At 61.0% G+C, this 26,492-nt stretch carries 22 protein-coding genes; 19 read left to right on the top strand and 3 right to left on the bottom strand.

The window, feature by feature from the left end; translation table 11 throughout:
* Positions 1–145 precede the first annotated feature (145 nt).
* From QMK58_RS16535 to QMK58_RS16500, 8 genes are all read left to right on the top strand, one after another.
* Positions 146–1,558, top strand: a complete 1,413-nt coding sequence (locus QMK58_RS16535) for a coniferyl aldehyde dehydrogenase (protein ID WP_320395057.1) — start codon at positions 146–148, stop codon at positions 1,556–1,558.
* 78 nt (positions 1,559–1,636) lie between these two features.
* Positions 1,637–2,722 (top strand): Zn-dependent alcohol dehydrogenase, encoded by a 1,086-nt coding sequence (locus QMK58_RS16530; RefSeq protein WP_053159136.1) that lies wholly within the window; start codon positions 1,637–1,639, stop codon positions 2,720–2,722.
* Between the two features lie 108 nt (positions 2,723–2,830).
* On the top strand, positions 2,831–4,027 hold the full coding sequence (locus QMK58_RS16525) for an acyl-CoA dehydrogenase family protein (RefSeq protein WP_053159138.1): 1,197 nt from the start codon (positions 2,831–2,833) through the stop codon (positions 4,025–4,027).
* A 10-nt stretch (positions 4,028–4,037) separates the two neighbouring features.
* Complete coding sequence (locus tag QMK58_RS16520) at positions 4,038–5,180, top strand: acyl-CoA dehydrogenase (RefSeq protein WP_320395056.1); 1,143 nt, start codon at positions 4,038–4,040, stop codon at positions 5,178–5,180.
* A gap of 164 nt (positions 5,181–5,344) precedes the next feature.
* Positions 5,345–6,094, top strand: coding sequence for an electron transfer flavoprotein subunit beta/FixA family protein (locus QMK58_RS16515; protein WP_320395055.1), 750 nt, complete (start codon positions 5,345–5,347; stop codon positions 6,092–6,094).
* On the top strand, positions 6,095–7,036 hold the full coding sequence (locus tag QMK58_RS16510) for an electron transfer flavoprotein subunit alpha/FixB family protein (RefSeq protein WP_053159142.1): 942 nt from the start codon (positions 6,095–6,097) through the stop codon (positions 7,034–7,036).
* A gap of 145 nt (positions 7,037–7,181) precedes the next feature.
* Positions 7,182–7,946 (top strand): MFS transporter, encoded by a 765-nt coding sequence (locus tag QMK58_RS16505; protein ID WP_320395054.1) that lies wholly within the window; start codon positions 7,182–7,184, stop codon positions 7,944–7,946.
* Positions 7,947–8,516: an MFS transporter gene (locus QMK58_RS16500; protein ID WP_320395053.1), complete on the top strand. Its 570-nt coding sequence runs from the start codon at positions 7,947–7,949 to the stop codon at positions 8,514–8,516.
* Between the two features lie 49 nt (positions 8,517–8,565).
* On the opposite strand, the gene QMK58_RS16495 is transcribed toward QMK58_RS16500, so the two are convergent.
* Entirely contained in the window at positions 8,566–11,304 is a 2,739-nt protein-coding gene (locus QMK58_RS16495; protein WP_320395052.1) for a LuxR C-terminal-related transcriptional regulator, read from the bottom strand.
* A gap of 318 nt (positions 11,305–11,622) precedes the next feature.
* Here QMK58_RS16495 and QMK58_RS16490 point away from each other — a divergent pair, with 318 nt between their 5' ends.
* From QMK58_RS16490 to QMK58_RS16470, 5 genes are all read left to right on the top strand, one after another.
* Complete coding sequence (locus QMK58_RS16490) at positions 11,623–12,729, top strand: acyl-CoA dehydrogenase family protein (RefSeq protein WP_053159146.1); 1,107 nt, start codon at positions 11,623–11,625, stop codon at positions 12,727–12,729.
* Between the two features lie 34 nt (positions 12,730–12,763).
* Positions 12,764–13,951 carry a lipid-transfer protein gene (locus tag QMK58_RS16485; protein ID WP_053159151.1) on the top strand — a complete coding sequence of 396 codons (1,188 nt, stop codon included), beginning with the start codon at positions 12,764–12,766 and terminating at the stop codon, positions 13,949–13,951.
* Positions 13,952–13,992: 41 nt separating this feature from the next.
* Positions 13,993–14,565, top strand: a complete 573-nt coding sequence (locus QMK58_RS16480) for a DUF2889 domain-containing protein (protein ID WP_053159153.1) — start codon at positions 13,993–13,995, stop codon at positions 14,563–14,565.
* Between the two features lie 208 nt (positions 14,566–14,773).
* Positions 14,774–14,986: a hypothetical protein gene (locus QMK58_RS16475; protein ID WP_320395051.1), complete on the top strand. Its 213-nt coding sequence runs from the start codon at positions 14,774–14,776 to the stop codon at positions 14,984–14,986.
* 487 nt (positions 14,987–15,473) lie between these two features.
* A complete protein-coding gene (locus QMK58_RS16470; RefSeq protein WP_320395050.1) occupies positions 15,474–18,227 on the top strand; it encodes a LuxR C-terminal-related transcriptional regulator in 2,754 nt (917 codons plus the stop codon).
* Here QMK58_RS16470 and QMK58_RS16465 read toward each other — a convergent pair whose 3' ends face one another.
* A complete protein-coding gene (locus tag QMK58_RS16465) occupies positions 18,228–18,692 on the bottom strand; it encodes a PaaI family thioesterase (RefSeq protein ID WP_082344464.1) in 465 nt (154 codons plus the stop codon).
* A gap of 162 nt (positions 18,693–18,854) precedes the next feature.
* Positions 18,855–20,003 (bottom strand): acyl-CoA dehydrogenase family protein, encoded by a 1,149-nt coding sequence (locus QMK58_RS16460; protein ID WP_053159159.1) that lies wholly within the window; start codon positions 20,001–20,003, stop codon positions 18,855–18,857.
* A 478-nt stretch (positions 20,004–20,481) separates the two neighbouring features.
* On the opposite strand from QMK58_RS16460, the gene QMK58_RS16455 reads away from it, so the two are divergent.
* From QMK58_RS16455 to QMK58_RS16430, 6 genes are all read left to right on the top strand, one after another.
* Positions 20,482–21,666 (top strand): lipid-transfer protein, encoded by a 1,185-nt coding sequence (locus QMK58_RS16455; protein ID WP_320395049.1) that lies wholly within the window; start codon positions 20,482–20,484, stop codon positions 21,664–21,666.
* 56 nt (positions 21,667–21,722) lie between these two features.
* A complete protein-coding gene (locus QMK58_RS16450) occupies positions 21,723–22,160 on the top strand; it encodes a MaoC family dehydratase N-terminal domain-containing protein (protein ID WP_053159163.1) in 438 nt (145 codons plus the stop codon).
* Between the two features lie 10 nt (positions 22,161–22,170).
* On the top strand, positions 22,171–22,605 hold the full coding sequence (locus QMK58_RS16445; protein ID WP_053159165.1) for a MaoC family dehydratase: 435 nt from the start codon (positions 22,171–22,173) through the stop codon (positions 22,603–22,605).
* A 32-nt stretch (positions 22,606–22,637) separates the two neighbouring features.
* A complete protein-coding gene (locus QMK58_RS16440) occupies positions 22,638–23,471 on the top strand; it encodes an SDR family NAD(P)-dependent oxidoreductase (RefSeq protein ID WP_053159167.1) in 834 nt (277 codons plus the stop codon).
* A gap of 103 nt (positions 23,472–23,574) precedes the next feature.
* A complete protein-coding gene (locus QMK58_RS16435; RefSeq protein WP_053159169.1) occupies positions 23,575–24,717 on the top strand; it encodes an acyl-CoA dehydrogenase family protein in 1,143 nt (380 codons plus the stop codon).
* A gap of 122 nt (positions 24,718–24,839) precedes the next feature.
* A complete protein-coding gene (locus tag QMK58_RS16430; RefSeq protein ID WP_320395048.1) occupies positions 24,840–26,402 on the top strand; it encodes a long-chain-fatty-acid--CoA ligase in 1,563 nt (520 codons plus the stop codon).
* Positions 26,403–26,492: the final 90 nt, after the last annotated feature.

Below are 26,492 nucleotides of genomic sequence, written 5' to 3'. Positions count from 1 at the left end.
GGTTGTCGTCGTGCCGGGGTGGCCCTTTCTAGTATCGCCTGTCATGAGCAACACCCGATTCATGCTTCGAGCCCGCCAGTGTAGCGGGACGACACCGGATTGGAAGCTCCCGAACCGCCCACCATTGCATGGAAGTCCGAACACCATGAGTGCCAACGAAAACCTGAACGCCGCTGATATTCGCGTGATCCTGGACAAGCAACGTGCCGCCTGCGTGGCCGATGAACCGTGGACGGCCGAACAGCGCTGCGAATTGATCGACCGGGCCATTGGCCTGCTGGTCGATTACCAGCACGACATCGTCGATGCCTTGTCGGCTGACTTCGGTCATCGCAGCCCTGATTTCTCGCGCATGCTGGATGTTTTGGGCCCCCTGGCATCCTTGAAGTATACCAAGGCCAAAATCGCCGAATGGATGCAGCCGGAACAGCGGGCCACCGACCGCGGGGAGGCATGGGTACAGTATCAGCCGCTGGGCGTGGTGGGCATTCTCACCGCCTGGAACTTCCCGGGGAACATGGTCTTCAACGGTTTGGCCGGGGCCCTGGCGGCAGGCAATCGCGTGATGATCAAGGTCTCCGAATACAATCCGAACACTTCGGCGTTGCTGGCGCGCATCTTGCGCGAAGTCTATGCCGAGGATGAAGTCGCGATCATCACCGGTGGTCCTGACATCGGCCATGCCTTCAGCCAGCAACCGTTTGACCATCTGTTGTTCACCGGTGCCAGTAGCATTGGCAAGCACGTCATGCGCGCCGCCGCCGAGAACCTGGTGCCGGTGACCCTGGAGCTGGGCGGCAAGTCACCGACCATCATTTCGCGCACCGCCGACATGAAAACCGCAGTGACCAAAATCCTCACCGGCAAACTGCACAACGCCGGGCAAATCTGTCTGGCACCGGACTATGTCTTTGTGCCCGAAGAGCAACAGGACGCGTTCGTTGCAATGGCCCGGGAAGTGGTTACAACGTTGTACCCGACCTTGCTCGACAACCCGGATTACACCTCGGTGATCAACGCCCGTCACTTCGAGCGCCTGCACAGTTACCTGAATGAGGCGCGCGAGGCGGGTGTCGAGCTGATCGAACTGAACCCGGCTGTCGAGCAATTGCGCGGCCAGCCGCACCACAAGATGGCGCCGACCCTGCTGCGTAATCCAGGGGACGAACTACAGATCATGCAGGACGAAATCTTCGGCCCGTTGTTGCCGTTCAAACCCTACAAATCCTTTGCCGACGTGGTCAGCTACATCAACTCGCACCCACGCCCACTGGGCCTGTACTACTTCGGTAACGATGCCGGCGAAGAGTCCTTCGTGCTCAACCGTACCACCTCTGGTGGCGTGACCCTCAATGACGTGCTGCGCCATGGCGGTGTCGAGACATTGCCCTTTGGCGGTGTCGGCCATAGCGGCATGGGCTGCTACCACGGCGTCGACGGTTTCCGCACGTTCAGCCATGGCAAATCGGTACTGCGCGCTGTCGATGGGCCGGACGCGATGCGACCTCCCTACAGCGAACAGGTACGCCAGTTCGTCGGGTCGATGATCAAGCGCTGAGACAACCACCGGCATGGCGGGTGCGCTCATAGCGCTCGCCGTCGCCATTCACTTCATGCTTTTAAAAGAGAATAAAAAATGAAAGCTGCCGTATTCCATGCTCCCGGTTTGCCAATGACCATCGAAGAAGTCGGCATCAGCAAACCCGGACCCCGGGAAGTGCTGGTGCGTACCGTTGCGGTGGGCGTCTGCCACTCCGACCTGCACTTCGTCGATGGCGCGTATCCGCATCCGAAACCGGTCGTCCTCGGCCACGAAGCGTCGGGCATCGTCGAGCAAGTGGGTTCCCTGGTGCGCACGGTGAAGCCGGGTGATCATGTGGTGACCTGCCTGTCGGCCTATTGCGGCCACTGCGAGCACTGCGTCACCGGGCACCTGTCGCTGTGCGTGTCTCCAGAGACCAAACGCGGTGCGGATGAAGAGTCACGCCTGACCTACATCAAAAAGCCGATGACGCAGTTCATCAACCTGTCGGCTTACGCTGAGCAAATGTTGGTGCATGAGAATGCGCTGGTCGCGATTCGCCGGGACATGCCGCTCGACCGAGCCGCCTTGCTGGGGTGCGCGGTCACCACCGGGACTGGCGCCGTGTTCAATACCGCCAAGGTTCGTCCGGGCGAAACCGTCGCGGTGATCGGCTGTGGCGGCATCGGCCTGGCCACCATCAACGGTGCGGCGCTGGCCGGTGCGGGACGGATTATTGCCGTCGACATGCTCGACTCGAAGCTGGAACTGGCCAGGCAGTTCGGCGCCACCGATGTGGTCAACGCCAAAGACGGCAGTGCGGTCGCACAGGTGCTGGAATTGACCCGTGGCGGCGTGCATCACGCGTTTGAATGCATCGGCCTCAAGCAAACCGCCGAACAGGCTTTTGGCATGCTGGCTCGCGGTGGTACCGCGACGGTGATCGGCATGATCAAGCCGGGTGTGAAGCTGGAGCTCGATCCACTGGCACTCCTGCATGAGCGTCGTATCCAGGGTTCGTTCATGGGTTCCAACCGCTTCCCGGTAGACCTGCCGCGCCTGACCGACTTCTACATGCAGGGCCGGCTCAAGCTCGATGAAATGATCTCGCAGCGGATCAAACTGGAGCAGATCAACGAAGCCTTCGACGAACTGCGTCGGGGTGAGCTGGCTCGCTCGGTCATCCTCTTCGATCAATAAATGCAGTGTGCCGTCGCAGTGCCAACGACTGCGGCGGCACGCAGCCCCTTTGCAGCACGTGCAAAACAAGACCGGCCACAGGCTGGCGACTCACTGTTGAGGTACCACATGGATATTCATTTCAGTCCCGAGGAAGTGACGTTCCGCGAGGAAGTTCGCGCATTTCTCAAGGCAAACCTGCCGCAAAACATCGCGGCCAGGATCAACCAGGGCAAGTCGGTATGCAAAGACGACCAGGTACTCTGGATGCGCACCCTTAATGACCAGGGCTGGCTGGCGGCAAGCTGGCCGGTGGAGCAGGGAGGCACGGGCTGGAGCGCCGTGCAGAAGCACATTTTCGACGAAGAATGTTCGGTTGCCGGTTCACCGCGGATTGTACCGTTTGGCATCAATATGGTCGGGCCGGTGATTATCAAATTCGGCACCGAAGAACAAAAGGCGCATTTCCTGCCGCGCATTCTCAACTGCGATGACTGGTGGTGCCAGGGCTACTCCGAGCCTGGCGCCGGGTCTGACCTGGCCAGCCTGCGCACCCGTGCGGTGCGCGACGGCGACCATTACGTGGTCAATGGCCAGAAGACCTGGACGTCAACCGGCCATATGGCCGACTGGATGTTCTGCCTGGTGCGTACCGATGCCGATGCGCAACAGCAAAGGGGTATTTCCTTCCTGCTGATCGACATGAAAACCCCGGGCATCACCGTGCGGCCGATCATTACCCTCGACGGCGGTCATTACGTCAACGAAGTGTTCCTCGACAACGTGCGTGTACCGGTACACAACCTGGTCGGCCGTGAGAACGAGGGCTGGACCTGTGCCAAGTATCTGCTGACGCATGAACGCACGACGATCGCCGGGATCGGCATCGCCAAGGCCATGCTCTCGCGTCTCAAGCAGGTTGCCCGACAAGAGTATCGCAACGGCAAGCCGTTGATCGAAGACCCGCACTTGCGTGCGCAGATCGCCGATGTGGAAATCCAGCTGATGGCCATTGCCATGAGCAACCTGCGCATTCTGGCCTCGGCCCAGGAGGGCGGCGTTCCGGGTTCAGAAAGTTCGATCCTGAAAATCAAGGGCACCGAGATCCGTCAGGCGATTACTTACCTTCTGACCAAAGTGGTGGGGGCCTATGCCAATCCGTTTCTTAAAGACGAGTTGAGCTATGACCATGAAGGCGAACTGCTGCACAGCGAGTTCAGCAACTCGTCGACCTGCCAGTACCTGGACATGCGCAAAGCCTCGGTCTACGGCGGGTCCACTGAAATCCAGAAGAACATCATCGCCAAGATGATTCTCGAACTCTAAGGGGCAGGCCATGGACTTTAAACTTTCACAAGAGCAGCAAATGCTGCAAGACACGGCTGCCCGACTGGTGCGTGACACCTACAGTTTCGAGCAGCGCGAACAGTTTCGCGACAGTGCCAAAGGCTTCAGCGACGAGTTCTGGCAGCAGATGGGAGAGCTGGGACTTGCCTCGGTACCGTTCGCCGAGGCATTCGGGGGGTTCGGTGGCAATGGCGTGGACGTCATGCTGGTGGCCCAGGAGCTCGGGCGCGGTCTGTGCCTGGAGCCGTGGCTGCATTCGGTGATCTATGCCGGCGGGCTGATCGATCAACTGGGCAATGCCGCGCAAAAGAACGAACTGCTGCCGCAAGTGGCCAGTGCCGAGCTGCAATTGGCCGTGGCCATCGATGAACCGCAAAGCCATTACCAGTTGCACGATGTCCAGACCCGTGCCGAAGCGGTCAATGGCGGCTGGTCGCTCAGCGGACGCAAATCGGTGGTGGTCGCCGGCCAGAGCGCCGGCTTGATTCTGGTCTCGGCGCGGGTATCCGGTGAAGTGCGTGACGAGGCGGGCATCGGCCTGTTCCTGGTCGATCCGGCAGCCCCGGGCGTGAGCATACGGGAATATCCGACCATGGACGGTCGCCGGGCTTGCGACCTGTTCCTGGACAACGTGGTTGTCAGCAATGCCGCCGTATTGGGTGAGCACGGCAAGGCACTCGATGCCTTGCGTTATCAGCAGGGACGCGCCATCGCCGCACAATGCGCGCAGGCGGTTGGCAGTCTGGAGGCAACTTGCGCGTTGACGCTTGATTATCTCAAGACCCGTAAGCAATTCGGCCAGGTCATCGGCAAATTCCAGGCCTTGCAGCACCGCATGGTGGACATGCACATCGAACTGGACCAGGCGACTTCGATGACCATGCTCGCCGCTTGCGTGGCCAACGAGCCGGACAGCCCTGAACGCAGCCGAACACTGGCTGCCGCTAAATACACCGTCTGCCGTGCCGCGCGTTATGTCGCCGATCAGGGCATTCAGTTGCACGGCGGTATCGGTTTGACCTGGGAATACGTGCTGTCGCATCACGCCAAACATCTGCTGATGATCGCTCGCCAGTTCGGCGACGACGACCATCACCTGCAGGCCTACAGCGACCTGATGCAAGACGAGTAGCCCGTCATCCCCAATCCCCAGCAGGAGCGAGCCCGCTCGCGATGGACGTCAACGATAACGCGTACACGCTGAATAACCGCGCCGTCCTGGAGTGCTTCGTCGGATCACCGGCCGGAGCAAGCTCGCTCCTACAAAAAAAGATCCATTCATTTTGGAGTTATCTGATGAAAGTCCTCGTAGCCGTCAAGCGCGTGGTCGACTTCAATGTCAAGGTTCGCGTCAAGGAAGACCAGTCCGGCATGGACCTGGCCAACGTCAAAATGGCCCTGAACCCCTTCTGCGAAATTGCCGTGGAAGAAGCGGTGCGCCTCAAAGAGCAGGGCGTCGCCAATGAAGTCGTCGTGGTCAGTGTCGGGCCTGCCGCCGCCCAGGAACAATTGCGCACCGCGCTGGCCTTGGGTGCAGACCGCGCCATCCTGATCGAGAGCGACGACGAACTGAGCTCGCTGGCCATCGCCAGGCTGCTCAAGGCCGTTGTCGATCAGGAGCAACCGCAGCTGGTGATCCTCGGCAAACAAGCGATCGACAGCGACAACAACCAGACCGGGCAGATGCTCGGCGCACTCACGGGCTTTGCACAGGGTACCTTCGCCTCGAAGGTCGAGATCGTCGGTGACAAGATCAACGTCTCCCGTGAAATCGACAGCGGCATGCAGACGGTTTCCCTGAAATTGCCCGCCATCGTCACCACCGATCTGCGTTTGAACGAACCGCGCTATGCGTCCCTGCCGAACATCATGAAGGCCAAGAAGAAGCCTCTTGAAGTGCTGACCCCGGATGCTTTGGGTGTTTGCACCGCCTCCACCAACACCGTCCTCAAAGTTCAAGCGCCCGCGACACGCAGCGCGGGCATCAAGGTCAAGTCGGTGGCGGAACTGGTCGAGAAACTGAAAAACGAAGCGAAGGTGATTTGAATGGCAATCCTGGTAATCGCTGAGCACGACAACAACACGCTGGCCACGGCCACGCTCAATACCGTGGCTGCCGCCGCTGAAATCGGTGGTGACATCCATGTGCTGGTTGCGGGGCAGGGTGTGGGGACCGTGGCTGAGTGCGCTGCAAACATCGCAGGGGTGGCCAAAGTGCTGTGGGTGGATCATCCGGTCTATGCCCATCAGCTTGCGGAAAACGTCGCACCTTTGGTCACCCGCCTGGTGGTCGAGCAGCACACCATTTTCACCCATGTTTTGGCGCCTGCCACGTCCTGCGGCAAGAACATCCTGCCGCGCGTTGCTGCGGCACTGGACGTTGACCAGATCTCCGAGATCATTTCGGTAGAAAGCCCTGACACCTTCAAGCGCCCGATCTACGCCGGTAACGCCATCGCTACCGTGCAGTCGAGCGCGGTGGTCAAAGTGATCACCGTGCGTGCCACCGGTTTCGACCCGGTCGCCGCCGAAGGAGGCTGCGCCACCATCGAGTCCATTGCCGATGCCCATGACGCAGGCATTTCCAGCTTTGTCAGCGAAGCGCTGGCCAAGTCTGATCGTCCTGAGCTGACCGCTGCGAAAATCGTGGTGTCCGGCGGACGCGGGATGCAAAACGGCGAGAACTTCCAATACCTGTACAGCCTGGCCGACAAGCTCGGCGCCGGTGTCGGAGCGTCACGCGCCGCGGTTGACGCAGGGTTTGTGCCCAACGACATGCAGGTCGGACAGACCGGCAAGATTGTCGCGCCGCAGTTGTACATCGCCGTCGGTATCAGCGGGGCGATCCAGCACTTGGCGGGGATGAAAGACTCGAAAATCATCGTCGCCATCAACAAAGACGAAGAGGCGCCGATTTTTCAGGTGGCCGACTACGGCCTGGTGGCCGACCTGTTCGAGGCGGTCCCGCAACTCGAACAAGCCCTCTGAAAACCACCACTCCCTGTAGGAGCAAGCCTGCTCGCGACGGGCTCAAACACGATGCGTTCTTGCTGACAGACCGCGTAATCGTTGACATCCATCGCGAGCAGGCTCGCTCCTGCAGGATCAGCATCATCCATGAAAGGAGAGCCGCATGAGTCATGCTGCTGAGCACTACCTGCCGGCGACGTCCGATTATTCCGTCGAGGAAACCCGGGGGGTCTATCGCAAGGTCATCCTGCGCTTGTTGCCTTACCTGGTCCTGGCCTATGCCATCAACACCATCGACCGGCTGAACGTGTCCTTCGCCAAGCTGCGCATGGCCGAGGACATCGGGCTGACGGATGCCGCCTACGGCCTTGGCGCAGGGATTTTTTACCTGGGCTACATCCTGTTCGAAGTACCGAGCAATATCTATCTGCAACGCACGGGTGCGCGGGCCACTCTGACACGCATCATGGTGCTGTGGGGCATGGTCACCGTGGCCACGGCGTTTGTCACCACGGCGGATCAGTTGATTGTCGCGCGCTTCCTGCTTGGCGTGGCCGAGGCCGGTTTCTTCCCCGGCGTGATCCTGTACTTGACGTACTGGTTTCCCCCCGCTCTGCGTGCGCGCATTACGGCGGTATTCCTGATGGCAGCCATGGTCGCCGGCATCATCAGCGGGCCGCTCGCCGGAACCATCATGAGCCATTTTCATGGTTGGCTGGGCCTGCGCGACTGGCAGGTACTGTTTGTGCTCGAAGGCGTCCCGGCAATGTTGCTGGGGCTGTTCGGCTGGTTCTGGCTGGTCGATAAACCGGATGATGCGCGCTGGCTCACGGTACAGGAAAAACACATGCTGGCGGCTTGCCTGGCCCACGGGCGGCCGGCAGACACGCCCAATGCCAGCCTGGTGCAAGTGCTGCGCAATCCCTAGGTGTACATTGCCGGGTTGGTGTTCTTTTGCATCTACAGCGGCTCGAACACGGTGTCTTACTGGATGCCGACATTGATTCGCGGGTTTGGCGTGCAGGATCTGAAAAGCATCGGCCTGTTGGCCAGCGTGCCGTACATGGGTGCCTTGATCGGCATGTACCTGCTGGCCCGCAGCTCAGATAAACGGCTGGAGCGGCGCTGGCACGTGAGCCTGACCCTGATGCTCAGCGCCACCTGTTTCTTTTTGCTGGGGCCGGTCCAGGATCATCTCGTGCTGTCGGTGGTGTTCATGAGCATCGGGGCTGCCGCCGCGCTGTCCGCGCTGTCGCTGTTCTGGAGCATACCGCCAGCCTTACTGTCGCCCTCTGCAGCGGCGGTGGGGATTGCGGTAATCAGTTGCATCGGTGGTCTGGCCGGGGTCATCAGCCAGATTGTGGTGGGAGCGATCAAAACCGCAACCGGAGACTTGTACCTTGCGTTCGATGTGATCGCGGGCGTGTTGGTGGTGGGTGCGGTGGTGCTGCTGGTGGCCATTCCGGCCAGTCAGCTTAAGGAACGTGTGAAAGCGTAGACAATCCTGATGGGCTCATCGCGGGCGACCCGCGATGAGCGTTTGCCTTTCAGGTGATCCAGCCCCGCGCGCGGGCGATGGCCAGGGTTTCGGTACGCCCTTTGGCCTCCAGTTTCGCGTAGATCTTCTGCAGATGGGATTTCACGGTGAATTCCGAGAGAAACACTTTCTCGGCGATTTCACGGTTACGATTCCCGGCAGCCAGCAGTTGCAGGATCTGGTACTCGCGCACGGTCAGCACTTCGTGCGCCCCGTTGTCGTTGCGTGCGTCTTCCATGCTTGCGTCACTGGTCCCCAACTGTTGCATCAGTTTTTCGACGAATCCGCATTCGATACCCAGCTCCTTGCAGCGAGCCTTGCCCGTGGTGGCCCAGCGTTGCAGCAACCCGGTCATGCGCTCGCCTTCCTCAATGAACGTGGCCAGGAAACCGTCATGACTGGCCAGGCGCAGCGCCTCATTGAGCGCCTGAAAAGCCTCCTGCGGGTGCTGGATACTGTCCAGCGCCAGGGCCAGAAGAATGTGCAGTTTCAGTTCGCGGCGGTGATGTTGCCAGTGCCGTGCCTGTTCGATGGCCGTGCGCAACGCCTTGACCGCCGCAGCGCCTTCACCCTGGAAAATGCGCAGGCGCTGACGGGCGATACTCGGCGTGTCCATATCGTTGGCGAACCGGATGAAATCGGGGCGGTCCCAATCGCCTGCCAGATCCGCCGAATGCAGGGCTTGCACCGCCGAATCGAGGCGCTGTTCCAGTATTGCCACGCGGGCTCGCTCCAGCCAGGCGGAACACTCGACGCGGCGCGAACCTACCTGACGGCCGATGTGCTCCAGTTCCATCAGGCAACGGGTCCACGTCGTGCGGTCGCCCTGACGGTAGGCGATGCGGGCAGTCAGTACGTGAGTGACGATCTGGTTATCAGGGGAGCTGACATGCTTGGCAAAAAACAGGCTGCGCGACAGGTACGTTTGCGCTTGAGCAAAATCGCCGTTCTCGTACAGCAAAAGGCCGTGGAGGATGTCCATCGACAACTTCGCTTCGTGGGGCTTGCGCTGGCCGTTGTTTTGCGGCCGGTCCGGTGTGCTCTGCATGCGCACGAGGGCATTGCTCAAGCGGCCCTGGATCAGATCGAGCGTGCTCTCGTTGACGCTCAAGGTGTGGCGCAGAAAGCTCGAATGAACCCGTGGATCGCGTTGCAATGTGCGGGACAACAGGTGGCGCGCCTCGTCATAGCGGCCGCTGGCGACCATGTTTATCGCCACCGAGCTTGCCAGCACCATGTACAGGTGCACTTCGTCGGCCGGCATTCGCTCAAGCAGTTCGATGCCCTTGCTGCAGCACGCCTCGGCCTGATCGGTGGCCCCCAGGTGCAGGCACTTCAGGACCTCGGCGACGTAGGCATAGGCGGGTCCCGATTCTTGTTCCAGGCGCTCGGCAACCTGCATCGCGTCTTTGAGGCGGGTCGTGGTCGCCAGCAGCCAGGCGTAGGCCTGACTGAGTTGCGGATAGCGGTCGCGAGTCGATTCCTCGATTCGGTCCAGCCAGCGCAGCAGCAGGCGCGTGCGGCCACTGTCGATCAGGGTATCGAGGTGAGTGTTCAAGGCTTGGGCGGCGGCGTCGAGGAGCCCGGCATTGAACAGGTGCTCGACACCGGGGATCGGTTGCCCTGCCTCGAAAAACCAGTGCGCGGCAGTTTTATGAAGGGTCTGGGCCATGCCTGGATACAGACGATCCAGGGCATGGCGCAAGAAACTGGCAAACAGATGGTGATAGCGAAACCATTGTTGCTGGCTGTCGACCGGGACCAGGAACAGGTTGGTGCGGTCGAGGTGGTCGATCATGGCGCGGCTGTCGCTGCGCCCGGTTACCGCCTCGCAGAGTGGCACGCAGAATTGCTCGAGGATGCTGGTCTGCATCAGGAACACGCGGCAGTCTTCGGTCTGGCGAGTCAAAATGTCTTCGGTGAGGTATTCGGCCAGTTCCAGGTTGGATCCGGAAAACGATGAAATGAATGCGCCGTGATCATCCCGATCCTTGAGCGACAAACTGGCCAGGTACAGCCCGGCGATCCAGCCTTCGGTACGCCGGTACAGCGTGGCCAGTTCGTCGTCGTGCAATGGAATCTGCCGCTTGTCGCGAATGAACGCCATGGCTTCTTCGGGGGTAAATCGCAGATCCCCGGGACGGATCTCCAGTAGCTGACCCCGGGCTCGAATCCGCCCAAGACCGATGCCCGGCGTGGAACGCGAAGCCATCACCAGGACGCTGCCGCCAGGCAGTTGCTCTACCAGTTGCTGGAGGAACTCAAGCACTTCGGGGTTCTGGATGACTTCGACCTCGTCGAGCAGGATCGCAAAGGGCAATGGACTGTTCACCAGTTGATCGAGTACGTCCTGGGCATTGGGCGGATCGTTGCCCAGCGTCTGCTCGCCAGACCGCGAAATCAAAGCGCCGAGGCCTTTGTCCAGCAGGTTGACGAAGCGTTGCAGGTCATTGTCGGCCGTTTCCAGGTTGATCCACAGCACCGGCTTGCCGCTGGTCATGCAGTGCTCGCGGTACTGCTGCATGAGGGTGGTTTTACCGAAACCGGCGGCGGCACGAATCAGGATCAGGCGCGCCGCGTCCGCGTTGGCCATTTGCTGCAGCAGGTGCGAGCGCGACAAATGGCTGTCGGCCGATTTCGGACTGGCGAACTTGATGGAACCACTTCTCGAGGCTGACGACTCAACCGGGGCGGGAGAAAGAGCAGGGCTCAGGGAATCGACCGCCGGGTTGTCCCGGTGAACTGGCATTGAAAGAACCTCCATGCAGGTCACTTGCCATGCAAACTGACGGCAATGCGACCCTTTTATTCTTGTTAGTCCCGACCATAGTGCCACGTCTGGCCAGTGCCCGAGACTTTGGTCTAACGCAACGTTGTGCCACAACCGGCGTGGTTTGCGCCGTTCAAAGCGCCGGGTCCGATTATTCGGCACGTACGGCCTCTTGCAAACCCACCCCCCCTGTGAGGGTGGCTCCCGATCCTCCGGTCTCATGCAACGATTACCTCGACACAAAGGAACGGGTTATTTCCCCGTTTCCCATGCAATCGGGATGAGCAAAGGTTACGGATGGACGTTCAACGCACTATCTACCGTGAAGACCATGAAATGTTCCGCACCGCCGTGCGGCGTTTTCTTGAGCGCGAATACCTGCCTCGACACGCCCGTTGCGAAAACCCCGGCGATGTCGAGCCTCGGGTCTGGCTGAAGGCCGGTCGCGAGGGATTGCTGTGTGTGACCCTGCCAGCGGAGTTCGGTGGCGGTGGCGATTTTGGTCATGCGGCGGTTCTGCGCGAGGAATTCGCCCGTGCCGGTGTCTGCGATCGGGCGTTCTCCCTGCACTCCGACGTCATTGCGGCGACCATCGCTCAATGGGCCAGTGAGCAACAGAAGCGCCGCTGGCTGCCGGGGGTTTGCAGCGGCGAAGTTCAGTTGGCCCTGGCGGTGAACGAGCCCGGTGGCAAGCTCAGGAACCTGCAAACGCGCGCTCTGCGCGATGGTGATGACTACCTGATCAGCGGCAGCAAAACCTGTGTCGGCAACGGCATGACCGGTGGCCTGATATTGCTCGCCTGTCGCACCGGGGAGGACGACGGCGAGGCGGGTATCAGCCTGATCATGGTCGAGACAGACCGCCCCGGTGTGCAGCGCAGCCGCAGTCCTCATCGCTGCGAGCAACCGAGTGCCGCCGAATTGCGCTTGAGCAACGTCCGAGTGCCGGCCAGCCATTTGCTGGGCGAGGCGGGCAGGGGCGTGGAGTACCTGAACCGGTCGGGGGATCAGGAGCACCTGTTGTCAGCGGTTTACGCCGCCAGTCGCCTGGAGCATTTGCTGGATCTGACCCTGATCCATCTGCGTCAACCCGATGGTGACGGGCATTGCCCATGGCAGTTGCAACACACCCGCAACAAGATGGCGGCCATCAAGGCCCGCGCCGTCGCCTTGCGGGTATTGGTTGATCACTACCTGGACCAGCGCATGCGCCAGTCGTTGAGCGCCGAGCACGCGGCGGTCGCCAATCTGTATGCCAGCGAAACCCTGCGCACCTGCGCCGACGAACTGTCGCGCCTGCGCGCCGCTCAGGGCCGCCTGCGCACCCATTCGATTACCCGCGCCGTGGTCGACCACGGCGCTACCGGCAAGGCCCTGCACGAAACCATCGCGCTGGCGCTATGAAATCCCACAACGCACAACCCTACAGGACATCTCGATGAGTCATAACGCATTAGTAGCCGGGGTCGGCATGATCCCATTCAGCAAACCGGGTGCGAGCCCGAGCTACATCGATATGGGGGCCGAAGCGGTGCGCCTGGCGCTGGCCGATGCCGGCCTGAGCTATGACAAAGTACAAATGGCGTTCGCCGGTTACGTCTACGGTGATACCACCTGCGGTCAGGCCGTGCTGTATCGGGTCGGTCGTACGGCCATTCCGGTGTTCAACGTCAACAACGCCTGTGCCACCGGCTCCAGTGCCTTGTTCCTCGCCCGTGCCGCCGTTGAAAGCGGCCAGGTCGATTGCGCCCTGGCAGTCGGTTTCGAACAGATGCGACCGGGACCGACCCGCTCCAACTTCGATGACCGGCCGTTGCCCCGAGGTGATTATCTGCCGATTCAGGATGAGCTGTGCGGTGACGCCGGCGACATCCCTCGCAACCTGATTACCTTCGGCGGCGCGGGCCGCGAGCACATGCGCCGATACGGCACGCAGATGAGCACCTTCGCTGCGATCCGCGCCAAGGCCAGCCGCCACGCTGCCAACAACCCATTGGCTTTGTTCAAGAAGATCGTCACCACCGAAGAGGTGATGAACGACCAACTGATGTGGGACGGGGTGATGACCCGCATGATGGCGTGCCCACCGACCTGCGGCGCAGCTGCCGCGATCATCTGCTCGCCGGCGTTTGCGAAAAAGCATGGCCTGCGCAGCGACGTGGCGATCCTCGCTCAGTCGCTGGTGACCGATCCGGTGGAGTCTTTCGAACCGAAAACCATGATTGGTTTTGTCGGTGCACACATGGCCGAGCGGGCTGCGGGTGCGGTCTACGAAAAGGCCGGCGTCGGTCCCCAGGACATTCGCGTGGTCGAACTGCACGACTGCTTCGCCCACAACGAACTGCTGACCTATGAAGCACTGGGCCTGTGCCCGATCGGCGAGGCCGAGAAATTCGTCCTCGATGGCGATAACACCTATGGCGGCCGGGTCGTGACCAATCCTTCCGGTGGTCTGTTGTGCAAAGGCCATCCACTGGGCGCAACCGGCCTTGCGCAGTGCTACGAGCTGACCCATCAACTGCGCGGAACGGCGGGGGCGCGTCAAGTCGAGGGCTTGCGTCATGGCTTGCAACACAACCTCGGCCTGGGCGGCGCCTGCGTCGTCACCCTGTACGGAAAAAACTGAGCCATCCGTGCGTTGCGTTTTTTGCAAGAAGGATTCCATTGATGACCACCCAGCCTCTTGAATCGCCCGTTCGCACCCTGCTGCATACCCGCGAAATCACCTGCAAGGGCTATCAGCGCAGCGACGGTCTGTTCGACATCGAAGGACGCCTGCTGGACCTGACCAATGAGCCAACCGACCTGCCTTTTCACCGGGTGCCCAGTGGCGGTGCGATCCATGATATGCGCCTGGTGATGACCCTCGACACCGACATGGTGATCCAGAGCATCGCAGCCCTGACAGCCACCGGTGCCAGTCCGTTCTGCGGCGAAGCGGCGGCAGCCTATTCGCGCCTTGTGGGGTTGAAGATTGCCGCGGGTTTCAAGCAGAAAATGAAGGCCATTGTCGGTGGCGTGAGCGGTTGCACCCACATCACCGAACTGCTTGAACGCATGGCCTCCACCGCGATGCAGACGATGTTTTCCACCTTCCGCGCGGAGGCCAGCCGCCGCAGGGAGACAGGGGCGCAACAGGTCGTCGCGGTGCGCCCATGGGTGATCGGCACCTGTCACGCCTATCGCGAAGGCGGCGATGCGGTACGGTTGTTGTGGCCTGAAGGCTTGCCCAAGGCTTGAATTGTCATCCCGGACCAACGCGGCGCTCTCAGGTTCTTCGCGAGCATGGTCGCTCCTACAGGAGTGTGCGATCACCTGTAGGAGCGAGCGCGCTCGCGATGGCCGTCAACGATGACGCGGGCATGCTGAAAAAACGCGGCGCTCTCAGGTTCCGAGATCGCCCCCCCCACACGAGAGTACGCGGTCATCTGTAGGAGCCGAGCCCCGCATGGCCGTCAACGATAACGCGGGCATGCTGGAAAACGCGGCGCCTCAGGTTCTTCGCGAGCATGCTCGCTCCTACAGGAGTACGCGATCACCTGTAGGAGCGAGCGCGCTCGCGATGGCCGTCAACGATAACGCGGGCATGCTGGAAAAACGCGGCGCTTTCAGGTTCTTCGCGAGCATGCTCGCTCCTACAGGAGTGTGCGATCACCTGTAGGAGCGAGCGCGCTCGCGATGGCCGTCAACGATAACGCGGGCATGCTGGAAAAACGCGGCGCTTTCAGGTTCTTCGCGAGCATGCTCGCTCCTACAGGGCGAGCGCGCTCGCGATGGCCGATCACATGCTGGAAAACGCGGCGCTCTCAGGCTCGCGAGCATGCTCGCCCACAGATGGCGACCCGTCAACGATGACGCGGGCATGCTGGAAAAACGCGGCGCTCTCAGGTTTTCGCGAGCATGCTCGCTCCTACAGGAGTGTGCGATCACCTGTAGGAGCGAGCGCGCTCGCGATGGACGTCAACGATGACGCGGGCATGCTGGATAAACACCGAGTGTCTGGTTTCACTGCAAACTCGGTTGTACGAAAGCCGTATCGGCAAACGACGCGTTAAGGCCTACAATGTGCAGCGTAATTTCATGCTGCCGAGACACACTCTGTCCCACGTCGCTCGTCGCCTGACCCGCCATTCCGGAACCGTTTTCCCATGTCGCTACCCCCCATCAAAGACATTGACCTGCGTTGTTCGGTCGAAGCGGACCAGTCCATTGCCGATACCAAAGTTGTCCCTCCGCGCGGGGCACGTCGGCTGGTACCTCGGGAAAGCCTGATGCAGCGCCTGCTGGAGGTCCGTCGGCAGCGTTGCGTGGTGATTCAGGGACCTGCTGGCTGCGGTAAAACCAGCACGTTGCTGGCCTGGCGCCGGGAATTGCTGGCGATGAATTTCGAAGTTGCCTGGCTCTCACTGGCGGTGGAGGACGACGAGGTCGGGCGCTTCTGCCATTGCCTGCAGGCCAGTCTTGCTGAAGTGTTGCCGGAGCACGTGCGTGATGCGGGCGTTCTGCTCGGGCGCGACAATCAGGAAATGGCGTTTGAGCACTGGATCATCACGCTGGTCCAGGGCATCGCTCAGCATTCGCGCGAACTGGTGCTGATGCTTGATGACATGCAGCATTTGCAGAACCCGCGGATTGTCCAGACGCTGCAATGGTTGATCGACTATGCACCGCAAAACCTGCACCTGGTATTCGGTACACGCAGTGCGTTGCCATTCCCGTTGGCGCCCTTGCGCGCCCGGGATCAGGTCAGTGAATTCGATTTGCGCGACCTGCGCTTCAGTCGCAGCGAATCGGAGCTTTTCCTGCGAGAGCACCTGGGTGTCATCGACTCACGCGACGCGGCGACGCTGCACGAACTGACCGATGGCTGGATTGCCGGCCTGCAATTGTTTGCCGTCGATATCAAAGCCAAACAGATGACCCGCTTCGACCGGGTGCAGATTCGCGACGCCACTGGCTTCGCCGACTATTTCGAACGTGAAGTCCTGGTGCGCCTGGAGCCAGAAGACCTGCGCCTGCTCACCTATGCATCGATCTGTGAACGGTTCTGTGCCTCATTGTGCGCGACCTTGCTGGGCCAGCCCCACGCGATTGCCGGCATGATGACCCAGCTCGCACGGCTCGATGGGGACAATCTGTTCATCACCCAGGTCAAGAGTCATGACCGCGAAACCTGGTATCGCCTGCACCCGCTGCTGGGCAGCGTTTTGCAGGCGCGCCTGGCGGCGCGGCCGCAGCAGGAGCAACTGTTGCACGTCATCGCACGCGGCTGGTTCACCGAGCATGATCATCTTGATGAAGCGGTGCGTCATGCGCTACGCGCCGGCGATAACGAGGCGGCCGCCGATATCGTGGAAGCTTGCGCTTACGACCTGCTGGCCAAAGGCAACCTCAGTCAGATCTCCGGGCTGCTCAAGGGCTTGCCGGCAGAGGAGACCGCAGAGCGTTTCGGCCTGCAAGTGGTGCTGGCGCATTTGCAACTGTACTCGCGCAATTTCCAGGCACTGCACCTGACGCTGCAGCATCTGCAAACCCATTACGCAAAACTCGCCCCCCAGCAGCGCCACGCACTCACCGTCCTCAAGGGCAGTCAGGCAATCCATCAGGACGACACCGCAGCAATGCTGGCGATCCTGCCCGAACTGCTGGCGATCCCCGTCGATGCCGACGACTTTTCATGGTCTGGGCGCAGCAACACGCTCGCCTGGTTGTATATGTACCAGGGTGAATTCGAGAAAGCGCGGGAGCTTCTCGAAAACGGCGAACGACCACTTGGCTCGCCACGCCGCAGCCTGCTGGGGCGTTGCATGAGTGGCATGAGCCTGGCACTCGAAGGCCGCGCCACCCAGGCCGAGCATCTCTACCGAGAGGTGCTGGAGGAGTCCGAAAAGCACGGAGTGGCCTACCTTGTGGTCAGCACCATGGCCGCCGGATTGCTTGGCACTGCGTTGTACGAACAGGGGGAGTACGACGCGACCTGCCAGTTGCTCGAACGGCGGATGAAACTGCTGGAGCAGGTAGCGATTCCCGACACCGTGTTGCAGTGCACGCAGACACTGGCGATGGCGCACTGGCTGGCGGGCCGACGGACCGAAGCCTTGAGCTGGCTGGATCGCCTGGAACAGTATGCCAGTCGTTATGAGCTGGGGCGGTTACTGGTCTGTGCACTCCTGGTGCGTATGCGCTGGATGCAGCAAACAGGGGACGAGGCGGAGGCTGATTGTGTACTGCAGCGTATCAGCCAAGCGGCGCAACAGAACGGCTTGTCGGAGTCGGGTACACCACTGGAAGTGCGGATCATCGCCCGTCGGGCCACGGTTGAGCGGCACCTGCATACCGCGGATTTTGCGGCGGCGGCCGAGCGGTTGCCGGCGCTGATCGAGGCGTCACAGAGTAACCACCGTTGGCGTCGCGTCGTGTCGATGCGCGTGCAGATGGCCGTGATCGAACAAGGCAGGGGTGAGCTGAACGCGGCTCGCGAGCAATGGGTGGAGGCGTTGCGTCAGGGCCATCGCCTGGGTCTGGTTCGCAGCGTGCTGGACGCGTGGCCCGGCGTCCCTTCGATGCTCCAGGGGCTGATCGCCGACAATGTGCTTGATCCAGTGCTGACGTTTTACGCGCAACGCCTGCTCGACATCGCCCGCGCCACCGATGCGGGCAGCCAGCAGGCAGCGGACACCGACACGACCTGCGTGCTGAGCATTCGCGAGATGGACGTGCTCGGTCTGGTGGCTCAGGCGCTGCCCAACAAAAAAATCGCCCGGGTGCTGAACCTGTCGCCGGAAACGGTGAAATGGCACATGAAGAACATCTTTTACAAGTTGGGGGTTACCGGGCGGGACGAGGCTATCGCCAAGGTGCGCGACCTTCAGCTCAAACTGCCCAGCAATCCGCAGCTTTAATCAGCCTTTGCGATTCCTGCCGTGCAGGCTTGGGGTATTACCGATAAACGTCGCCTTGCCCCGTGCCACCAGACGCTCGCCATCGACCAGGTCGAGGCTGGCATGGGCCAGCGAGCGCCCGACCCGGTGAATCTGCACATGGGCTTCGATCCACGCACCCAGGCTGGCCGGGCTCAGGTAGTCCATGCTCAGGTTGATGGTCGCCGGCGGCAGCTCGGTGGCCGCCGCCAGTTTCAGTGCCCGTCCGAAGGCGGTGTCGGCCAGGGTTGCGAGAAAACCGCCGTGGGCGATGCCTAATGGGTTCAAGTGTTCAGGGCGGATGCGCGCGGCCAGTATGGAGCGTTCTTCATGGACATACAGGCCGGTGCAATGCACCACAAAACCGACGCGTCCCATCGGCACGAAACCGGCTGGAGGCCTGTCCTCGTGGGCGACAGCTTGAAAGGGCTCAGGGGGTGAATTCATTGGCGTGTGCTCGTTGTGTGCGTGCAGTGGTCAAAGCCGATCACTGAAGGCGCTATCGCGCCAATTCTGTAGGAGCGAGCGTGCTCGCGAAGATCGCAAGAACAACGCGTTTCGTCAGGATGCCTGCGTCATCGTTGACGATCTTCGCTGGCAAGCCAGTTCCTACAGGGTGCGGGCAATCAGCTCTTTCATGACTTCATTGGAGCCGCCATAGATACGCATCGGCCGGGTGTTGATATGCAGGCGGGCGATCGGGTATTCGAGCATGTAACCGTAGCCGCCATGTAGCTGCAGGCACTCGTCGATGATCTGACAGGCTTGCGTGGAGGCCCACCACTTGGCCATCGCGGCGGTGGTTGCGTCCAGTTCGTGCTTGATCATCTTGCCCAGGCAATCGTGGATGAAGGTGCGGGCGATGGTCACGGTGGTCTGCATTTCCGCCAGTTTGAAGCGGGTGTTCTGCATGTCCAGCAGCGGCTTGCCGAAGAGCTTGCGGTCGTTGGTGTACTTGATGGTTTCCTCGACCGCCCGCTCCATGGCACCCAACGCGTTCATCGCGATGAACATGCGCTCCTCGGGCAATTGCTGCATCAACTGGACGAAACCCTTGCCTTCCTCCGGGCCAAGCAGGTTGGCGACCGGCACGCGCATGTCATCGAAGAACAGCTCCGAGGTGTCCTGGCCTTTCTGACCGAGTTTGTCGAGGATGCGTCCGCGACGGAAGCCCGGCAGGTCATTGACCTCCAGCACGATGATCGACATGCCCTTGGCGCCCAGGGACGGGTCGGTCTTGCATACCAGCAGCACCAGGTCGGCCTGGGAGCCGTTGGTGATAAACGTTTTCGAACCGTTGATGACGTAATGGTCGCCATCGCGAATGGCCTTGGTCTTGACGTTTTGCAAGTCGGTGCCGGCGCCGGGTTCGGTCATGGCGATGGCGGCGACCATTTCGCCGCTGGCCATTTTCGGCAGCCAGCGCATTTTCTGTTCTTCTGAGGCGTAACGCAGGATGTAGTGCGCGCAGATCGCGCTGTGCACATTGGTACCCAGGCTGGTAGCGACCGCGCGGGCCAGCTCGTAGCCAATGATCGCGTTGTGCGCGTGACTGCCGCCGCTGCCGCCGTACTCTTCCGGAATCGCCGGGCACAGCATGCCCATCTCACCCGCTCTGAGCCACGTCTGGCGGTCCACGTGCTTTTGCTGCGCCCAGCGTTCTTCATGGGGCACCAGTTCTTCGGCGGCAAAACGGCGAACCGATGCCTGGAAGATCGCCAGGTCTTCGGTCAGCCACGCTGGTCTGTATTCAGTCATTTGAATCCTCGCAAGGTCAGGGGACAGGGACTCTTGCCATGCTCGTTGCAGCGCAGGATTTGAGCGAGCGCCGAAGGGATGATGCTGCGGAGTAGATCCGCTGTGGTCCGAAGGAAGGCGTTGAGGGAGTAGTTCTGAAAACCTTTCAAGGGCATGCGTATATGCCGCGCTGCCCTCGCTTTTCTGTAGGAGCGAGCCTGCTCGCGAAAAACGTCCGGCACATGCGTTCAACCGGGCAGCACGCGTTATCGTTGACATCCATCGCAAGCAGGCTCGCTCCCACAATGTTTGGAGGTTGAAAGCCAAACACCCCCGCGGTACTCCCACCAAACGTTCCTTGGAACGCCTCCCGTTACCTCCGCAAGTTCATCCCTTCGACGGTCGAAGCGCGGCGACTGCCAAACCTAGGATGAATCCCACAAGAACCTGCCGGCCGGCGGTACGACCACCGAACGCGTATTCCAAGGGAAATTCATCCATGAGTGAAAAAGTCGTCGTCGCCGGGGTCGGCATGATCGCCTTCGCCAAACCGGGCAAGAGTTCAAGCTATACGGAGATGGGCGCCGAGGCTGTGCGTCAGGCGCTGAAGGATGCCGGCATCGGTTACGACAAGGTGCAGATGGCGTTCGCTGGCTATGTCTACGGCGATTCCACCTGCGGGCAGACCGCCCTGTATGAAGTGGGCCGCACGGGTATTCCGGTGGTGAACGTCAACAACAACTGCTCCACCGGCTCGACGGCTCTGTACCTGGCCCGCGCCGCTGTGCAGAGCGGCCAGGCTGAATGCGTGCTGGCATTGGGTTTCGAGCAAATGCAGGCCGGTGCGCTCAAGTCGCATTGGGATGACCGTCCACAAACCAGGGCCAGCGTGGCTCACGTCCTGGAAGGACTGACCCGTGACGTCGACCTGCCGCGTGCGCTCAAAACCTTCGGCGGTGCGGGCCGCGAACACATGCAGAAGTACGGCACCCGCATGGAAACCTTCGCCGCCATCCGCGCCAAGGCCAGCCGCCATGCCGCGAACAACCCCTTGGCACTGTTCAAGAATGTCCTGACCACCGAAGACGTGATGAACGATCAGATTTTGTGGCCAGGCGTGATGACGCGCCTGATGGCCTGTCCACCAACCTGTGGCGCAGCGGCGGCGATCATCTGCTCGCCAGCCTTCGCCAAGAAGCACGGCCTGCGCAGGGACGTGGTGATTCTCGCCCAGTCGCTGGTCACCGACTCGGTGGAGTCGTTCGACCCGCCTTCGATGATCGCCTACGCCGGTTTCTACATGACCCAGAGTGCCGCGCAATTGGTCTACGAGCAGGCGGGCGTTGGCCCGCAGGACGTGCGCGCCGTGGAGTTGCATGACTGCTTCGCCCACAACGAATTGCTGACCTACGAAGGCCTGGGCTTGTGTCCAGTCGGTGGCGGCGAGCAGTTCGTCCTCGATGGCGATAACACCTTCGGCGGCCAGGTAGTGACCAATCCGTCCGGCGGTCTGCTTTCCAAGGGCCATCCACTGGGAGCCACCGGCCTGGCGCAGTGCTACGAGCTGACCCATCAGCTGCGCGGCACCGCAGACAAGCGCCAGGTCGAAGACCTGAACATCGCCCTGCAACACAACATTGGCCTGGGCGGCGCCTGCGTCGTGACGATGTACGGACGCAACTGAGTCTTTCCACGGGCGTGACCGTTCGGCCACGCATAACAACAAGAGGAGTGAGACAAATGGCAGACAAGAGTCTGATCGGGCACCAGCTCGACACGTTCAGCGTCGACGTGGAGAAGGGCCGCCTGCGCTTCTTCGCCAAGGCAATCGGTGAAACCGATCCGGTCTACACCAGCGAAGCGGCTGCCATCGCGGCGGGCCACAAATCCCTGCTGGTGCCGCCGACGTTTTTGAAGTGCCTGGAAGGTGAAGGTCGTGATCTGACGACGTTCCTGAAGCTGGTCGATTTCGACCTCGGCCGCATCCTGCATGCCGAGCAATCCTTCGTCTATCACGCCCTGGCCTATGCCGGCGACGTGCTGACATTCGACGCCCGCATCACCGATGTCTACGAGAAGAAGGGGGGGGCATTGCAGTTCGTGGTCACGCAGTCGCGCGTCACCAACCAGCATGGCGAACACATCGCCGATGTCCGCTCGTCCCTCGTACAGCGTTGAGGAAATGTCCATGTCCCTGTCTCAAAGCAGCCACGTTCAATACTCCGATATCCAGGTTGGCGACGCCATTGCGCTGCTGCAACTGCCGCCGGTCAACCGTACCACCCTGGCCCTCTACTGCGGGGCTTCGGGCGACCACAACCCGATCCACGTCGACCTCGACTTTGCACGCAAATCACGCATGCCCGATGTGTTCGCCCACGGCATGTTGTCGGCCGCCTACCTCGGTCGTCTGCTGACCCAATGGGTACCGCAGCAACAGGTACGCAGCCTGTCGATCCGTTTCACCGGCATCACCCATTTGGGGCACATCCCGACCTGCACCGGAACCGTCACCGAGAAATTCGAAGAGAACGGTGAGAAACGCGTGCGCCTGCAGATCCGCTGCGCCAACCAGTACGGCGAAGAAAAACTCGCCGGTGAAGCCGTCGTGGCCCTGGCCTGAACTTCCATCCCACCTCTCTAAGGAAAACAAAAATGAAAAAGCTTGAAGGCAAAGTTGCACTGGTCACCGGTTCCGGTCGCGGTATTGGTCGTGAAGTCGCCCTGCAGCTGGCGGCGTATGGCGCCAAAGTCGTGGTCAACGATCTGGACGCCGAACCGGCTGATGAAGTGGTTGCGCAGATTCGCGACGCGGGTGGCGAGGCCGTGGCTTGCGTCGGTAGCGTGACCGCCGCCGATTTTGCCGACCGTTTCGTGCAAACCGCCGTCAAGAACTATGGCGCCATCGACATCATCGTCAACAACGCCGGTTTTACCTGGGACAACGTCATCCAGAAGATGAGCGACGAACAATGGTACGCCGTCATCGACTGCCACCTGACCGCGCCATTCCGCATCCTGCGGGCTGCCCAGCCAGTGATCAGCGCCCAGGCCAAAAAAGAGGCCGCAGAAGGCCGCGAAGTATTGCGCAAGGTGGTGAACATTTCCTCTGGTGCAGCGGGCGGCAACGTCGGCCAGTCCAACTACTCCTCGGGCAAGTCCGGGATTCTGGGCCTGACCAAAACCCTTTCCAAGGAGTGGGGGCGCCTGAAGGTCAACGTCAACGCCGTTGCCTTCGGCCTGATCGATACTCGCCTGACCCAGGCCCTGGCCGGTGAAGACAGCAAAACCGTGAGCATTGAAGGTCGCGAGATCAAGGTCGGCGTTCAGCAGTCACGTCTGGACAGTGTCGCCGCCACCATCCCGCTGGGCCGTACTGGCACACCGGAAGAGGCGGCGGGTGCAGTGGTCATGTTCTGCCTGCCGGAATCCAATTTCTGCTCTGGTCAGGTCATCTACTGCGGCGGTGGCCCAGGCTCGAACTTCTAACTGCCCGTCGCGGTGCTCGCCCGCCACAACGGGCGGGGCCAACGCTGTGTCGCGCCTGTTGCCCGTTCGCGGTCAACAGGCCTCAGAACCCGAGGTATTTGCAATGCTGGAAAACTACCGCTCTGCCTGGATGACCGAGGACCTGGAGTCGTTCAACGACATGGTCCAGCGCTTCGCCAGGGAATACATGGAGCCGAACGAGTTGAAATGGCGCGAGCAGCACTGCGCCGACCGCTCCGCCTGGCTCAAGGCCGGTGAACTGGGTCTGATTCTGCCTGACGTATCGGAAGAATACGGTGGTGCTGGTGGCGGCATCGGCCACTACGTGTGCGTGATTCAGGCGATGAACGCCAACGGCAGCGGCCTGGGCATTGGCCTGAGTCATATCGTCGCCCACTACATCCTCGAATCCGGCACCGAAGCGCAGAAGAAACACTGGCTGCCGAAAATCGGTTCCGGCGAGATCATTTGCGCTATCGCGATGACCGAACCAGGCGCTGGTTCAGATCTGCAATCGGTGCGCACCCGTGCGGTGAAGAGGGGGGACAAGTACGTCATCAACGGCGCCAAGACCTTCATCAGCAACGGTCAGACCTGCGACATGGTGCTGGTCATCGCCAAGACCGACATCACGCAGGGCGCCAAGGGCGTTTCGTTGTTCATGGTCGACACCAACACCCCGGGCTTTCGTCGCGGCAAATTGCTGAGCAAAGTCGGCATGCACGCCCAGGACACCTCGGAAATGTTCTTCGATGACGTCGAAGTGCCGGCTGATTGCCTGCTGGGTGAAGTGGAAGGTCGCGGTTTCTACACCCTGATGAGCCAACTGCCGTACGAACGTGCGCAGATCGGTGTAGGTGCTGTCGCGGTGATGGAGCGTGCCCTGCGTTTGACCGTGGAATACACCAAGGACCGCAAAGCCTTCGGCAAGCCGGTCATCGACTTCCAGAACAGCCGCTTCGTGCTGGCTGACGCGAAGGCGACGGTGCTCGCTTCACGCACCTTTGTCGACCTGATCATCCAGCGCTGGATCGACGGCACCCTCGATACCACCCTGGCATCGATGGGCAAGTTCTGGCTGACCGAGCGTCAAGGCGAAGTGCTCGATCGCTGCCTGCAACTGTTCGGCGGCTACGGCTACATGAACGAGTACCCGATCGGGCGGATGTGGGCCGATGCGCGGGTAGCGCGGATCTACGGTGGCTCCAACGAGATTCAGCGCGAAGTTGTTGCGCGCTCGCTGTGACGTTCAGACCGGCCCGTTGCGGGTCGGTTTGTCAGCGTACTCGACAGTCTTTGACTGCAGAACGCTGACCGGCCCCGGCAAAGTTTCGAACCCATTGAATAATAAAAACAATTGGAGTTTGCATGTACATCACACAAGGGCTGCACCGTCATCTGCAGCAACGACCCAATGCCATTGCGGTTCGCTTCCAGGGCCGTCAGATTACCTACGCCCAGTTCGGTGCGCGTGTCGCACGCCTGGCCGGTGCACTCAAGGGACTGGGGGTTGCCAGCGGTGATCGCGTGGCGATGCTGGCATTCAACTGCGCACGTTATCTTGAGTACTATCAAGCGGTACCCTGGGCCGATGCGGTGGTCAATCCGGTGAATTTTCGCTGGAGTGCGGCGGAGATCATCTATTCCCTGAACGACTCGCAAACGAGCGTCCTGATTGTCGACGATCACCACAAGGAACTCGGCGCCCGGGTACTTGAAGAAGCGCAAAGCGTACAACGGGTGATTTATGCCGGCGATGGCGAAACCCCCCGTGGCATGCTCAATTACGAATCGCTGATCGCTTCCAGTGAACCGGTGGAAGATGCCCGGCGCGGTGGCGATTCGTTGCTCGGGATTTTCTATACCGGTGGCACCACCGGTCACCCCAAAGGGGTGATGCTCAGTCACAACAACGTGGCGTTTTCGGCGCTCAATACCCTGTCCCAGGGGCGCCTTGGCAACGATACGATTTTTCTGCATGCGATGCCGATGTTCCATCTGGCCGACTTCGCGGCGATCACTGGACTGTTCATCACCGGCGCCACCCACGCGATATTGCAGACCTTCTCGCCAGAGGGTGTACTGCAAGCCATTGACCAGGAAAACGTCAACGAAATCCTGCTGGCGCCGACCATGATCCAGATGTTGCTGGACTGGCGCGAAACCCGTGGGCAAGCCCACGACGTCAGTTCGCTGAGGACCATTGGATACGGTGCGTCGACCATCACTCCGGCACTGCTCGACCGGGCGCGTGCGGTGTTCACCAACGCCGGCTTCTCCCAGGGCTATGGCATGACCGAGCTGTCCCCGGTGGCCGCGACGCTCCCCGCCGAGTACCACACTGCCGAGTACCAGGCCAATGGCAAAATGTATTCGGCGGGCCAGCCAGCCATTTGCGTAGAGATCCGCATCGTCGATGCCAACGACAATGAAGTGCCGCGTGGCACCGTCGGCGAAATCATCGTGCGTGGTCCCAACGTTATGCTCGGCTATTGGAACAAGCCAGAAGCGACCGCTGAAGCATTGCGCGGCGGATGGATGCACACCGGTGATGGCGGCTACATGGACGAGGACGGTTTCATCTATATCTGTGATCGCCTCAAAGACATGGTGGTCAGCGGCGGCGAAAACATCTACTGCGGCGAGGTAGAGGCGGCCATCGCCCGTCATCCTGCCGTCGCGCAAAGTGCGGTGATCGGCATTCCCTGCAAGAAATGGGGCGAGACCGTTCACGCCGTCATCATCCTCAAACCCGGTGCCAGCGTTACCCAGGAGCAGATTATCAGCCACTGCCGTGAGCTGATTGCCGGCTACAAGGTGCCGCGCAGTGTCGAGTTTCGCGACTCACTGCCGCTGACCAGTGTCGGCAAAGTGCTGAAGACCGAACTGCGCAAACCCTTCTGGGAACACCATCAACGCACCATCGCCTGAACCCTGACGGGCACGCGGTCAGTCAGGCCGCGTTGCTTTTTGATCACCGTAATCCGAGTCGCATCCACGAGGGCGATCGGGTTTCCTTGC

The organism is Pseudomonas sp. P8_241 (genome assembly GCF_034008315.1).
Classification (GTDB): Bacteria; Pseudomonadota; Gammaproteobacteria; order Pseudomonadales; family Pseudomonadaceae; genus Aquipseudomonas.
Note: the sequence above shows the minus strand (reverse complement) of the source record. Positions and strands in the feature narration are given on the sequence as shown.